We start from the raw sequence: 14,976 nt of genomic DNA on the forward strand, positions 1-14,976 counted from the left end.
TGTGTAATAATTGCCATATCACTAACTCATATTGGGTAAACATAATGACAGAGACTAATCAGCGCGACGCGCAATTAATTGAAGATGCAAAAGCAACGCTAGTTAAAAACGACCTCGGAGGCTATACAGTCCCAACACATGGGCTTTATCCGTTTCAATGGAACTGGGACTCAGCGATAGTAGCCTTGGGCTGGCTACCATTCGATGAACCCAGAGCCTGGGAAGAAGCGACATCATTACTCAGCGCCCAATGGAAGTCGGGAATGGTGCCTCACGTTGTTTTTCATCAACACTCTGACACGTATTTTCCCGGCCCCGACATTTGGGGCGTAAAGAACATACCCGATAGCACCTCGATTACGCAGCCCCCTGTGCTAGCAACGGTCATCAAATCATTGTTTGAAGAATGTAAAGATAGAGCATTAGCCGAAGCCCAGATAAACACTATAGTGCCTCAACTTATCGACTCTCATTTGTGGTGGTATAAACAACGCGACCCTGAAAATACGGGGCTAGTGGTAAGCTACCACCCATGGGAATCAGGCATGGACAATAGCCCTGCATGGGACGCCGCATTAGAAGCCGTACCCTGCGTAGATTGGGAATATACCCGCCGGGACACTAGTCATATTGATGCGTCAGAACGCCCACACAAAAAAGAATATGATCGCTTTTTGTATCTTGTAGATTTTTTCCGCAAGATGAATTTTGACGATACGTTAATTTATCAAGACTGCCCCTATCGCGTGAACGATGTCAGTATTATTTCCATACTGCACCGTGGTACGAAAGATTTACTAGAAGTGTGCGAAAAAATTGGAGTAAGTAACGAGCAAACCGCCTACCTTGAAAAACGCTTAAGCCTTACCGAAGAAGCGATACAAAAGTTGTGGTGTGCAGAAACCAACCTATTTCATAGCTTCGATACCCGCAGCAATAGCTTGTGTAAAGCACGTACATCGGCGGGATTACTGCCGTTTTTCGCTGGTCTTGTTGGTGAGCACCAAACACAACCGCTTATTTCCGAACTAGATAAATGGCTTGAGCACAGTGAATATGCCATTTCTTCTACTCACCCTGAAGATCCTAATTACGAGCCTCAACGTTATTGGCGCGGGCCTATATGGCTTCATATTAACTGGATGATAGCCCTTGGCTTACAAGATTACGGCTTTGCTCATCAAGCTCAACGTATTACCCACGGGAGCCGAGCGTGTATATATACCAGTGGCTTTAACGAGTCTTTTCACGCTGAAACAGGTGCGCGAAGTGGCGGTGCAGACTTTTCATGGACCGCAGCCATGGCTTTATATTGGCTACTACCTAACACCTCAGAAAAGGATTAAGGAGCGAAGGGTATGACCACGCAACCAAATTTTGCATCAAACGATTTTCTGCATGATCACATCAAGAGCATTTTGGCTTTTTACGAGCCCAATGTTGATGCCGTCTCAGGTGGCTTCCATCAAAATTTTATGGACGATGGAAGCATATTTGATGAGAAAACACGTCACCTAGTTAGCTCTACGCGTTTCGTTTTTAACTACGCGAGAGCCTATTTAGCTTATGGCGATACTCGATACAAAGCCCGTGTTGAGTCTGGCATTCAATTTTTGCGAGATTATCATTTACAAGAAGATACTGGCGGCTACGCTTGGTTACTTGATGTAAACGGTAAGGCCTGTAAAGTCGTTGATGCCACTAATCACTGCTACGGCTTGGCCTTTGTTATTTTGGATTACAGCTGGGCACTGCGAGCTGGCGTTAAAGAAGCTGAGCTGTATATTCATGATGCCTTCGAATTAATGGAAACCCATTTCTGGGATGCTGAGTACGGCTTGTACAAAGATGAGTTTAACGCAGATTTTTCTCGCTGCAGTGATTACCGCGGTCAAAATGCCAATATGCACAGCTGCGAAGCGCTTATTGCGGCGTTTGAGGCCACCGGTCACGGTCCGTTTTTAGAACGCGCCTTGCTGCTCGCTCACAATATCACCGAGCGCCAAGCGGATAAAGCTGACGGTCGAATTTGGGAACACTATACCAAAACTTGGGAAGTTGATTGGGAATACAATAAGAATGATCCTAAAAACCTTTTTCGCCCTTGGGGATTCCAACCAGGCCACCATACTGAATGGGCAAAACTACTACTACAAATTCATCAGTATCAGCCACAGGATTGGTTAGTCGCACGCGCCCGCTCACTATTTGACGCTGTCATTGATATTAGCTGGGATAATGAAAACGGTGGCTTGTATTACGGTTTCGCACCGGATAGCCGTATCTGTGATGATGAAAAATACTTCTGGGTGCAGGCTGAATCTTTTGCGTGCGCGGCGCGTTTAGCCCTAGAAACAGGGGAAGATAAATACTGGCAGTGGTACCACCGAATTTGGGACTATGCATGGTCATATATGGTCGACCACAAATATGGGGCATGGTTTAGGATTTTATCAGCCAAAAATCAAAAGCTAGAGACCACAAAAAGCCCTGTAGGCAAAACCGATTATCACACAATGGGCGCATGTTATGACGTTCTCGATGCACTAAGCTTTTATAAATAAGCGTGAATAAACAATATAAGCGCCATCCCCCTTTTGTGGGCGGTGGCGCTTTATTTAAACGCCATTACATCCAAGACTTTCGCGTAGACTCAACTTCGAACAACACGTTATTTGCAAGCGTAAAGACATATTGTTCAGGTAAAAAAGGAACAGTTACAGCGCCAGACGCCAGCACAAACTTAATTGTTGCTAGTTTCCTTCTCTTCATGAACACACTTTGCTTTACGATGACCTGCTGCACCTTGTGAGGTTCGAAACACTGATAGTCAATTCCAATCCGACCGCTTCTTATATACACGTATTTATTGTCGTAAGAGATTCCCCACCGCCACCACCTTAACGTGAGCAATAGTCCAATTACGCTATAAATAACCAAAGCCCCCACAACGATATCTAAATGAAGGGATATGGCGCCAATAGCAAAGAAAACTAAGAAGGGGATGGACCAAACAGCAAGCAGCCAATGCTGAATAAATCGCTTACTAATAACCTGATACGACTGGCCCTTTAAATCGCAACCTGGCATCACTTCTTGGCTTAGTTCAATAGCCTCGGTTTCGGTAACTGACGGCACAATGAGCTTATTAGGCGACATCAACTCTTGCACTTGCTGACTTGCGGTAGAGTTTTGCTCGAAGTATAAATTTACCCGTTTTAGTATTTTATCTAACCAGTCTTGTTTCGCGGTGATCATCTGAATGCGCGATGAACGCATGCTAACTTCCAGCTTATTTAAAAGTCCGCTGCGGCGAATATACCTGTCCTCAGCGCGAGAAAGGGTGTAGCCATAGAACGTAAATAAAGCACCGCCTACGCTTAATAGTGCAACTAACGCCATTAACATCATTAGCAGCACAAAGGCATACAGCCCAAATTGCCACCACGCAACGGTTTGCTCACCCACCAGTTGATTAAGCTGTAGCCCTTTATCAGCAAGCCACTCAGACACTATACCAAAGAGATCATCGTAAAACGGAGCGGCGACACCCAGAATGATCCATACGCGGTTGTTGGTAATGCCGTGAATAATAATATCTTTAACTGAACGACGATTTAACACCTCTTCTGTGGCATCATTCCTATGCTCAGCGCTTGCCAAGATGGGAACTTCAGCCCCTGACATGCTTCTACCCTGACTATCACCATAGCTAATCGTTCGTTCAGGGCTTGGCGAATCGTGCGCTTTTTTCTCGTACAGTACTTGTTTTTTAAGCGCTTCAGCATAGGATTCAGGCACAGCAACTATCTTAGCTTCTTCCTTGCCACTGCCTGCGGTATCCAACACCACCAGTGCATATCCGAATGGGCGATAATAGAAGGGGCGTTCAATTTTCACATTTTGAATTCGCCATAACGGTAAGTTGGTATAGCGACGCTGAAACACGCCATGATGTATTTCTACATGCTGCTTATGCACCCGAAACTTGTACATTAGGAAACTAATGACGCCGCTCCCTCCCGTAGAAAGTAGCAAAAAGCCAGCAACGGCTAATACTTCTGGCGAGAAAAGGTTGTCCCAAATATTAAAGGATACGGCCAACGCTGGTACCGCGTATATCAATCCCTGCCCTGCGTTACTGATATTACGTACCGTAAAATATAAAATGGATATAAGTGCAAGGCGCTGCCATTCGCCACCCGTCTCTACTTTAACATTCGGTTGTGACACCGCAGAGGATACCGGCTCAGACATTAGCGAGCTCCTATATCCTTGTGTGCTAAAATAAATTCCCGTAGCTGTTCCGCTTTGTCCAACGTAAGCCCTGGTATCTCAAAGGTGTGCATTTCTCCACCGGCTGAAAACACTTGTAAAGAAGCAAGCCCAGCCCATCTATCTAACGGCCCTCTATTTACTTCAACGTGCTGAACGCGCAAAATAGGTTGGCAAGAAAGTTTGCGAAAAATGAGCCCTGATTGTTTACTGATGTCCTGCTCTCTTATTGCATAGAATATTCGGACATCTGCAAAAACGTGGTAGAGCGCCCAGATAGTCGCTAAAGCAACGATAGCCGTGACAATGTATGGGTAGGCCTTCAGTAAATCCTCAGGTATCGACCAAAATGGTTGGTATTTAAGCCCAGTAGCAATGCTTAGTAAAACAAGCGCAATTAGCCCAATAGAGAAAATATTCATAGCACGGTACTTTTTAGAAATAGGCAATAACGCTAACGTTTGAAGGTTAGGAATATCTTCTACATTAAGCTGGTTATTTGAAAACACGGGGTTTTGAGCCGTACTTTGAACGCTATCTGTCATAACAATAATTCCTTTTACCTTGATTAAAACGCGCAAAAATAACCTACTCGTTTCAATAAAAGACTAATAACAAAAAAGAGGGCGAACCCTCTTTTCTTTAAATGCTAACGGGCCTACAGCCGCTTAGTCATCGACTTGCTGTTCGTTCAACCAATCGTGTAGGGCCTTCATGTCGTGTTGAACTGCCATTTGCAATTCTTCCACCCAATCATGCACGTTCTCCCACCATGTAGGGTGGTCACCTTGTTGAATTTGGTTAGCAATACGCTGAACGCGAGCTAAGCCCACAGAGCCAGCTGCCCCCTTTATTTTATGGGCTTGAGAGCACACTTCTGACTTTTCGTCCGCACTTAAGCTGAGCTGCAGTATTTCCATGTACTCGGGCATTTTTTCTTGGAAAACTTTAACACTCGCGCGCACCATTTCGTCCCCTATTGTATCTACCAACATCTGCAATAAGTCCATATCTAAAATGTTACTTAATGTTTTGGTTGGCTCAGGGCGCTCTACTTCACCGTCTACCTCAAGCGGCGCTGGCGGTGCGTGGAATAGGTCGTTAAACACTTCAATGACACGAGATTTTTTGATGGGTTTAGCGATGACATCGTCCATCCCGTTTTCAAGATACTCGTCGCGCTTTTTAATCACGTTAGCCGTTAATGCCACAATAGGCGTCTGCATGACCAAATCTTCTTCAATCAAAGTACTCGCCACGTCAAAGCCCGTCATATCTGGCAATTGAATATCAAGTAAAATAAGGTCGTATTGATTAGCTCTTGCTTTATCAATCGCCTCTTGACCCGTCATAGCGACATCCACTTTTTGACCCAGTTTTTCAAGCAACGCTTTAGCCACCATTACGTTCAGCTCGATATCTTCTACCAGTAAGATATTTAACCCTGTAACTTGAAGCTGCGCCACTTTCATTGGGCTATTAGAAATTTGTACTGGCAGTACAATCTCAAAACGGGTGCCTTTACCCTCTTTACTCGAAACGTGAATTTCGCCGTTCATTAAATCGACCATTTGCTTACAAATGGCTAAGCCAATGCCTGTTCCCGTAGCCGACTGATGATCCGGGTGGTCTACCTGGTAGTACATGGCAAAAATTTTATCAATTTCGCTTTCAGGAATACCAACACCTGTATCTTCAATAACAAAGGTGACGTAGGCCTTGTCACCATCGGGTTTAGTCGATGACACCGATAAACTCACATGGCCTTTTTGCGTGAACTTCACCGCATTAAACAATATATTCCAGAGTATTTGGCGAAGGCGTGTCCCGTCTATTTCAACGAGACGTGGCAGCGGTTCATTAATACTGGTTTTAAGCTCTAGCTGCTTATCTGCAGCCAGTAAGCGGATAATACTGCTAAGTTCTTCAGTGAAGTCTTTGAGCGAAATTGTTTTAAGGCTTAATTCAAGTTTGTCCCTATCTAACTTATCAAGGTCGATAATGTCATTGAAAATATTGCCCAAAGTAATCGCACTTGCATAAATAGTGCTTACCCAGCTGAACTGCTCATCTGACAATTCTGTGTCGCGCAACATTCGGCTTAAGCCCACAATACCGTTTAGCGGCGTGCGAAGCTCGTGACTAATCGTGGCAATAAAACGGGTTTTGTCAGTACTGGCTTTAGCAGCGGCATTTTCGGCTTGTTTGCGTTCCGTCATGTCTCGACCAAACGACAATAACCCCAAACGATTACCTTCTTTGTCGAAGAAAGGCACGCGCTTCATTTCGAAGTAGCGTCGGCGGCCATCGGCGAAGCGCAGCCATAACTCTTCCGTAATACTTGCGTTGGTTTCGAGTACCTCGTGATCACTGGCAACAATTTGTCGGGCCAGTTCTTCTTCGTACACGTCTTTAGGGGTTAACCCCAGAAGCTCTTGCTCAGTTTTCCCCGTCATTAACTCTGCAATGCGGTTACAACCTGCAAAACGGCCCTCTTCGTTGCGGTAATAAATGAGGTCGGGAGAGGCATCAATAATTGAACGCAATAAAGTAGATAAGCGGCGTGCTTGTGCCTCTTGCTCTGACTTGTCTTGAATCTCTCTTTCTAAGTCTTTGAACAGCGCTTCGCGCTCTTCTTGCGCCTGTTTCCTCTGCTCTATCTCGTGATTAAGCTGGCGAATATTACTTTGAAGTTCTCGATTAAGGAAAACATCCTCTTCGCGCAAGCTCTCTAGTTGACTCACTACCTCTTTAAGATTGGTACGTGAGTTTTCTAACTGTTTAATTAATTCACTAAAGAAATACAGCACCCACGGTGCCGACAGCATAGTTAGAATAACTGCGCTGATGAAGTCATCAGGCTGAACTTGGCTGCCCATGCTAACGCGAATTACGTATGAGCCGCCTAGCGTAAATACAAGCGAAAGAACAACAAATAGTATGCTGAGCTTTAGCGTGCCGAAACGCTGCACAAATTGAGCAAAACGAATTGCCCAAGAATCGTTGGGTGAATCTGAATGCATGTACGTCTAATATAAGCTTATTTTGCCTTTATCCTATCAGGCTTTCACCACTACGGGAATGCGTTAAACACGCTAACTGTAACCTCATAACGTAACGCTACGTTTTAAACGGCGACTTTTCTGTAATCTCATTAATATAACGGGTGTTAACCCAACCTACTTTTGTAAAGGAGACTTTCGCCCACTCTCCCTGCTTTTCTAGCACCTTTAATACTTCACCTTTGTGCAACCCATTTTCAATAAGAGGAAAAGAGACATTTGGCCCTTTACGCACATTGAGTGCGTTAGCACTTACGTTAGCCACGCGATTTACCGGGCTGGCAATATGTCGCGGCACGGCATCGTGCGCTTCTCTTTGTAAGCTGCCCGTATGGACACCGTTACTTTCCGTGTGCGTTTCGTCTTCACTTATTTCAAGCAGTACCTGTTCTCTGATTTGATGCATCGGAAATGCCGGACCAGGGTCTACTTTACGCGAAGGCGCTATCTCATCGTGACCTACCACAACAGAAATTGGGTAGTGTTCGCAAAGCACTTTGCACAGGCTTATTGTGGAGGCAATCTGAATATCAGTATATTTATGCCAATAGCCTAAAACTGATTGGTTGGGGTGTTGTGCAGCTATCACTTCACTTTCTCTATAAACGTTCCCAAACCAGCTTTCATAGGTGCCGTCGCCTCTAGGCTTTAGTTGCCCGGCATTATCTAGCTCTATTCCTATGGAGTATCTGTTTAGCCCGCTTCGCCCCTTGTAATGACTTTTGCCAGCGTGCCACCCTATTTTGTTGGTGGGCAACATTTGAACGATATCGCCGTTACGCCCTAAAGCGAAGTGCGCTGAAACACCACTTTCAGCATTAGTTAAGACGTTGACAGAGGAGTCTAAACTACTTCCAGCAGTGAAATGAATGACAATGGTATCGGGAGCGCCAGTCTGAAACGCCCCAGAAGTATTCGGTGAAGCAGTAAATTTGACATTTTCACCAATGAGGCGGTGTTCGTATACATCAAATGAGAGCCTAGGTGTCGCGTGTAGGATAGTCATTCAATATTCCTTATTGATTAGTTTGCACGCGACTACAGTGAATTTTTATTCTTTTCATATCACCAGAGCTTACGCATTGTTTGCACTCTCAGCGTGCGTGAGCATACTGCGAACTACAGGCTATGTTTTTACCTAGCCTTACATTTGAACAACTTTTAACCAATATAGCAAACAGCTAATATTTGTGGAATCATAACTTTACAATTTAATAAAAATACACAGCAAACCCACATTGACAACATAAAACAACGAAAATAAAGAATATTTATTCACCATTAAAATTCAAATGAGAACTAATATCATTTATGTACTGGTGAATTATTAATTTTTTCACTTGATAACATTTTTATTACAATTGTAAGCAACGGGATATAAATACATGTATTTAAAGAAATTAATTATATTTATACAAAAACTATATAACGCTTACAATTTTAGCGTTTGATTTTAGTTTTCAATGTGGGTATTTTGTACGGCCCGCATGGCAATAATGCATAAAAATGCGGAAACGACTGGTATCCTCTAATAATAAATAAACGACAAGAAAGACGCATATTGCGAGCAATACCGCGCGCAAGCAAAAAAGACGTCTAACAATGTTGTGATACGCACACCTAGGCGCATCTACACGCAACGCATACCTTGCCCAGTCTTAAGGTTGAAGGAGTTAAGAGATGAGTTTATATAATCCCAATGATTCCCGGGACAACTGTGGGTTTGGCTTAATCGCTCACACTCACGGGGAAGCCAGTCATGAATTGGTAACCACTGCAATACACGGCCTTGACCGTATGCAGCATCGTGGCGGTATCGCCGCAGACGGGAAAACCGGTGACGGCTGTGGTTTATTACTACAGAAGCCGGATGCGTTCTTCCATGCAATCGCCGAAGATAATGGCTGGAAACTCAGCAAAAAATACGGCGTGGGCATGATTTTCTTAAGTCAGGACCCTGTACTTGCGCAAGCCGCGCGTGAAGTACTTAATGAAGAACTTGAAAAAGAAACACTTTCAGTAGTGGGCTGGCGCGAAGTGCCTGTTGACCGCTCGGTACTGGGTGAATTAGCGCTTACAGGCGTTCCACAAATTGAACAAGTATTTGTGAACGCACCAGCGGGCTGGAGAAAACGCGACCTTGAGCGTCGCTTATATATGATCCGTCGCCGCGCTGAAAAACGCCTTGAAGCAGATCCAGATTTTTACGTAGCGTGTTTATCAGGCTTAGTAACGATCTATAAAGGCTTGGTGATGCCAAAAGACTTGCCAGCCTTCTATCACGATCTTGCCGATGAGCGCATGCAAAGCGCGATCTGCGTTTTCCACCAGCGCTTCTCGACAAACACGTTACCACGCTGGCCGCTAGCTCAACCCTTCCGTTTCCTTGCGCATAATGGTGAAATTAACACCATCAAAGGCAACCGCGACTGGGCAATGGCACGTGCCGCGAAATTTTCAACGCCACTTATTCCAGATTTAAAAGACGCCGCCCCTTTCGTGAATACCGAAGGGTCTGATTCGTCATCGCTGGATAACATGCTAGAGCTATTTCTAGCTGGCGGTATGGATTTATTCCGTGCCATGCGTTTACTGGTTCCACCAGCCTATCAAAACAACAAAACCATGGATGATGACCTTCGTGCATTCTACGAGTTTAACTCAATGCACATGGAACCATGGGATGGCCCTGCCGGTATCGTTTTAACCAACGGCCGTCACGTAGCCTGTAACCTTGATAGAAACGGCTTGCGTCCAGCTCGCTATGTCATTACCAAAAATGGGTTTATTACTCTAGCCTCAGAAGTAGGTATTTGGGATTACGAGCAAGCTGACGTGATTGAGAAAGGCCGCGTTGGTCCAGGTGAAATGCTTGCCGTAGATACTTACACGGGCAAAATCTGGCGCTCTACAGAAATTGATGATGACCTTAAAGCTCGCCACCCTTATAAAGAGTGGTTAGATAAGCACATTCGTCACCTTACGCCAATTGAGCAGCTTGATGCCTCGCTTATTGGTAAGCGCGTATTTGATGACGATGCCATGGCGGTCTACCACAAGCTACACGCCTACAGCTACGAAGAAATTCAACAAGTTGTAAAAGTTCTCGCGAAAGACGGTCAAGAAGCCGTTGGCTCTATGGGCGACGATACGCCAATGGCGGTAATGTCATCGCGCCAGCGCACGGTTTACGATTACTTCCGTCAGCAGTTTGCCCAGGTAACCAATCCACCTATCGACCCGCTACGTGAAAACCACGTCATGTCGTTGGCAACCTGTATTGGCCGCGAGCAAAACGTATTTAGCGAAACATCGGGTTACGCTGACCGCGTGTTATTCGACTCGCCGGTATTAATGTATACCGACCTTAAACAATTGCGTGAATTTAACCCAGACAACTACTACTCAGAAGTAGTAGAGCTTCAATACGCGCCGCAAGAGGGCTTGAAAAAAGCCATTGAGCGCGTGTGTAACGAAGTAGAGATGCTGGTTAAAAATAAGCGGGCTGCGTTTGTTATTCTGTCTGACAGAAACATCAAGCAAAACCGCTTGGTGATCCCAGCCGCGATGGCCGTGGGTGCGGTACAGCGACGACTGGTTGAAAAATCACTGCGCTGCGACGCGAACGTTGTTATAGAAACAGCGAGTGCCCGTGACCCGCATCACTTTGCCGTACTTATTGGCCTTGGTGCAACGGCGGTTTACCCATTCCTTGCCTATGAAACTATCGAGCAGCTTTGCGAAAAAGGCGAGTTAGATATTTCTCCTATGCAGGCTACGTTGAACTACCGTAAAGGTATCAACAAAGGCTTGTATAAGATCATGTCTAAGATGGGTATCAGTACAGTCGCGAGCTACCGTAGCTCTAAGCTCTTCGAAGCCGTGGGGATTAACAATGAAGTAATGAATCTTTGCTTCAAAGGCGTGACCTCACGTATTCAGGGCGCAGGCTTTGATGATTTCCACCAAGATCTCATCAACCTGAATCGCATTGCATGGCTTAAGCGTAAGTCTGTTGATCACGGTGGCTTACTTAAATATGTGCACGGTGGCGAATATCACGCCTATAACCCAGACGTAGTTAGCACGCTGCAAAAAGCGGTTGTGTCGGGTAACTATGACGACTACCAGCAATACGCCAAGCTTGTTAACGAGCGTGCCCCTGCACACATTCGCGACTTGCTGGCCATTAATCCAGACTGCGATCCTATTGATATTAGCGAAGTAGAAGCACCGGAGAACTTGTTCCCACGTTTCGATACTGCGGCTATGTCAATTGGTGCATTAAGCCCAGAAGCCCACGAAGCGCTGGCTATTGCAATGAACCGTTTGGGCGGTCAGTCTAACTCGGGCGAAGGTGGCGAACACCCTTCTCGTTTTGGGACTGAAAAGAACTCTAAGATTAAGCAGGTTGCGTCAGGACGCTTCGGTGTGACACCTCACTATTTGGTTAACGCTAACGTTATTCAAATTAAAGTGGCGCAAGGTGCTAAACCGGGTGAAGGCGGTCAGCTTCCTGGTGATAAAGTCAATAAATACATCGCACAGCTTCGTTTCTCTGTGCCAGGTGTAACCCTTATTTCACCACCACCGCACCACGATATCTATTCAATTGAAGATTTGGCTCAGCTAATTTTCGATTTGAAGCAGGTTAACCCAACGGCGCTAATATCAGTAAAACTGGTATCTGAACCGGGTGTAGGTACTATCGCAACGGGCGTAGCAAAAGCCTATGCAGACCTTATTACCGTATCAGGGTACGACGGCGGAACAGGTGCAAGCCCATTAACGTCAGTTAAATATGCGGGTAGCCCGTTCGAACTAGGTCTTTCTGAAACGCAACAAGCCCTTATCGAAAACGGCCTACGTCATAAAGTACGCGTTCAAACCGACGGTGGTTTGAAAACTGGCCTTGATGTGGTTAAAGCGGGTATTTTAGGTGCCGAAAGCTTTGGCTTTGGTACTGGCCCAATGGTAGCACTAGGTTGTAAATACCTACGTATTTGCCACTTAAACAACTGTGCGACCGGTGTTGCAACCCAAGACCAAAAATTGCGTGATGATCACTTCATCGGCTTGCCTGACATGGTAATGAACTACTTTAAGTTTATTGCTCAGGAAGTACGTGAAATCATGGCATCTATGGGTGTTGCTAAGTTCGACGATCTTGTTGGCCGCACAGAGCTACTTAAAGTATTAGATGGCATTACTGCTAAGCAAAACCGTTTAGATCTATCGCCTCTACTTGCGCAGCCTAAGGCCGGTGAACATACCCGTTTGTTCTGTTCACAAACCACAAACGCGCCTATTGATAAGGGTGAGTTAAATGCACAGATGCTTAAAGATGCCCAGCAAGCAGTGGTAGACGGTGAGTCTATTACGCTTAAATACCCTGTACGCAATACCGACCGCTCTGTAGGCGCGTTGCTATCAGGTGAAATTGCTAAACATCACGGTAATCACGATTTTGAAGATACCCCAATCAAAGTTGAACTTACCGGTACGGCAGGTCAAAGCTTCGGTGTGTGGAACGCTGGCGGTTTACACATGCATCTTGAAGGCGATGCCAACGATTATGTAGGCAAAGGCATGACAGGCGGCAAGCTTGTTATCCACCCGCCGCGCGACATCTCTTATGATGCCCACGACAGTGCCATTATGGGTAATACCTGCCTATACGGCGCCACTGGCGGTAAGCTCTTTGCGGCAGGCCGTGCAGGCGAACGCTTTGGTGTACGTAACTCAGGCGCCATCGCGGTAGTTGAAGGTATTGGCGATAACGGCTGTGAATATATGACAGGCGGTATTGTAGCTGTACTTGGCCCAGTTGGCGTTAACTTCGGTGCCGGTATGACAGGTGGTTTTGCCTATCTTATGGATGATGGCGACGACCTCGATAACCGCGTAAACGCCGAACTCGTTGATGTTATGCCAATTGAAGATAAAGCGATTCTTGCTGAACACTTACGCGGCTTAATTAACCAGCACTACGAAGAAACCGGTAGCGATCACTCGTTGTCTCTGCTTACTGATTTCGCCGCAACGCTGAAACGCTTTAAGCTTATTAAGCCAAAAACCAGTGATGTGAAAAACTTGCTTGGTCACATCAGTCGTTCAAGTGCTGAATTACGCATTCAGGCTCAGTAGGAGGATTTAGTTTATGGCAAAGAACGTATATCAATTTGTCGACGTTGAACGTATCGATCCGCCGAAAAAGCCGATCATGGTACGTAAACAAGAGTTCGCGGAAATTTATCAACCGCTCAGCCAATCTCAAACCGAAGGCCAAGCAGACCGCTGCTTGGACTGCGGCAACCCGTATTGTGAATGGAAGTGCCCCGTGCACAACTACATTCCTCAGTGGTTAAGCTTGGCAAACGAAGGCCGTATTTTAGAAGCTGCGGAGCTTTCTCATAAAACCAACAGTTTGCCGGAAGTATGTGGTCGCGTATGTCCACAAGACAGACTGTGCGAAGGTGCGTGTACACTGAATGACGATTTTGGTGCGGTAACCATTGGTAGTATTGAGAAGTACATTACTGATACAGCCTTCAAAATGGGCTGGCGTCCAGATATGTCTGACGTGGTATGGACCGACAAGAAAGTCGCCATTGTTGGTGCTGGCCCGGCAGGGCTTGCTTGTGCTGATATATTAGTACGTAACGGTGTTAAACCTGTTGTTTACGATAAGTACGAAGAAATTGGCGGCCTACTCACGTTTGGTATTCCGTCTTTTAAATTAGAGAAAGACGTTATCAAGCTACGCCGCCAAATCTTTACCGAAATGGGCGTTGAGTTCGTACTTAACACCGAAATTGGAAAAGACATCCAGTTCCAGGACTTAATCGATAAGTACGACGCGGTGTTCTTAGGCATGGGTACATACAAGTCTATGCAAGGTGGGTTCGACAATGAGCACGTAGAAGGGGTATACGATGCCCTTCCATTCCTTATTGCCAATACCAACCGCGTAATGGGACTTGAAAAAGACCCAGCCGATTTTGTTGATATGAAAGGTAAGCGCGTTGTGGTGTTAGGTGGTGGTGATACCACCATGGACTGCGTGCGTACCTCTATTCGTCAGGAAGCGGCGCAGGTAACCTGTGCATATCGTCGTGACGAAGAAAGTATGCCGGGTTCACGCCGCGAAGTAGTTAACGCTAAAGAAGAAGGTGTTGAGTTTAAATTCAATCTTCAACCTTTGGACATCGCCGTTGATGAAAACGGAAAAGCCTGTGGCGTTAAGTTCGTTAAAACCGAGATGGGACCACCGGATGTTAACGGTCGCCGCCGTCCTGTTGAAGTAGAAGGTTCAGAACATGTTCTAGAGGCTGATGCGGTTATTATCGCGTTTGGTTTCCAACCGAGTCCTGCGCCATGGTTTGCCGACTTTGGCATTATGCTTGACGAAAAAGGCCGCGTTCGCGCACCTTCAGCAGGTAAGTTTGCATTCCAGACTTCGCACCCACAAGTGTTTGCGGGCGGTGATATGGTACGTGGCAGTGACTTGGTTGTGACCGCAATCGACGAAGGCCGTAAAGCCGCAGAAGGTATAATGGACTACATTGGCGTTTAAGCTACGCTAACAAGACCTTTGACAAAAGCTCGATAGCCCTGCTATCGAGCTTTTTTAGTTTTG

The 14,976-nt window shown here is 45.8% G+C and carries 8 protein-coding genes; 4 read left to right on the forward strand and 4 right to left on the reverse strand.

The window, feature by feature from the left end:
• Positions 1–44 precede the first annotated feature (44 nt).
• Together MADE_RS15455 and MADE_RS15460 are read left to right on the forward strand one after the other, a co-directional pair.
• The gene (locus MADE_RS15455) at positions 45–1,346 is read left to right on the forward strand and encodes an MGH1-like glycoside hydrolase domain-containing protein (protein WP_012519574.1); all 1,302 of its coding nucleotides are present in this window, start codon (positions 45–47) and stop codon (positions 1,344–1,346) included.
• Positions 1,347–1,358: 12 nt separating this feature from the next.
• Positions 1,359–2,564: an AGE family epimerase/isomerase gene (locus MADE_RS15460; RefSeq protein WP_012519575.1), complete on the forward strand. Its 1,206-nt coding sequence runs from the start codon at positions 1,359–1,361 to the stop codon at positions 2,562–2,564.
• 64 nt (positions 2,565–2,628) lie between these two features.
• Here MADE_RS15460 and MADE_RS15465 read toward each other — a convergent pair whose 3' ends face one another.
• The 4 genes from MADE_RS15465 to MADE_RS15480 form a co-directional block, all read right to left on the reverse strand.
• A complete protein-coding gene (locus tag MADE_RS15465; protein ID WP_012519576.1) occupies positions 2,629–4,257 on the reverse strand; it encodes a PH domain-containing protein in 1,629 nt (542 codons plus the stop codon).
• Positions 4,257–4,820, reverse strand: coding sequence for a PH domain-containing protein (locus MADE_RS15470; RefSeq protein WP_012519577.1), 564 nt, complete (start codon positions 4,818–4,820; stop codon positions 4,257–4,259). Before MADE_RS15470 ends, MADE_RS15465 begins: the two co-directional genes overlap by 1 nt.
• Positions 4,821–4,943: 123 nt before the next feature.
• On the reverse strand, positions 4,944–7,298 hold the full coding sequence (gene arcB / locus MADE_RS15475; protein WP_012519578.1) for an aerobic respiration two-component sensor histidine kinase ArcB: 2,355 nt from the start codon (positions 7,296–7,298) through the stop codon (positions 4,944–4,946).
• Between the two features lie 97 nt (positions 7,299–7,395).
• Positions 7,396–8,343, reverse strand: a complete 948-nt coding sequence (locus tag MADE_RS15480) for an N-acetylmuramoyl-L-alanine amidase (protein ID WP_012519579.1) — start codon at positions 8,341–8,343, stop codon at positions 7,396–7,398.
• Positions 8,344–9,017: 674 nt separating this feature from the next.
• Here MADE_RS15480 and gltB point away from each other — a divergent pair.
• Complete coding sequence (gltB, locus tag MADE_RS15485; protein ID WP_015067891.1) at positions 9,018–13,484, forward strand: glutamate synthase large subunit; 4,467 nt, start codon at positions 9,018–9,020, stop codon at positions 13,482–13,484.
• Between the two features lie 13 nt (positions 13,485–13,497).
• Positions 13,498–14,913, forward strand: a complete 1,416-nt coding sequence (locus tag MADE_RS15490; protein ID WP_012519580.1) for an FAD-dependent oxidoreductase — start codon at positions 13,498–13,500, stop codon at positions 14,911–14,913.
• Positions 14,914–14,976 lie beyond the last annotated feature (63 nt).

The organism is Alteromonas mediterranea DE, from assembly GCF_000020585.3.
Lineage (GTDB): Bacteria > Pseudomonadota > Gammaproteobacteria > Enterobacterales > Alteromonadaceae > Alteromonas > Alteromonas mediterranea.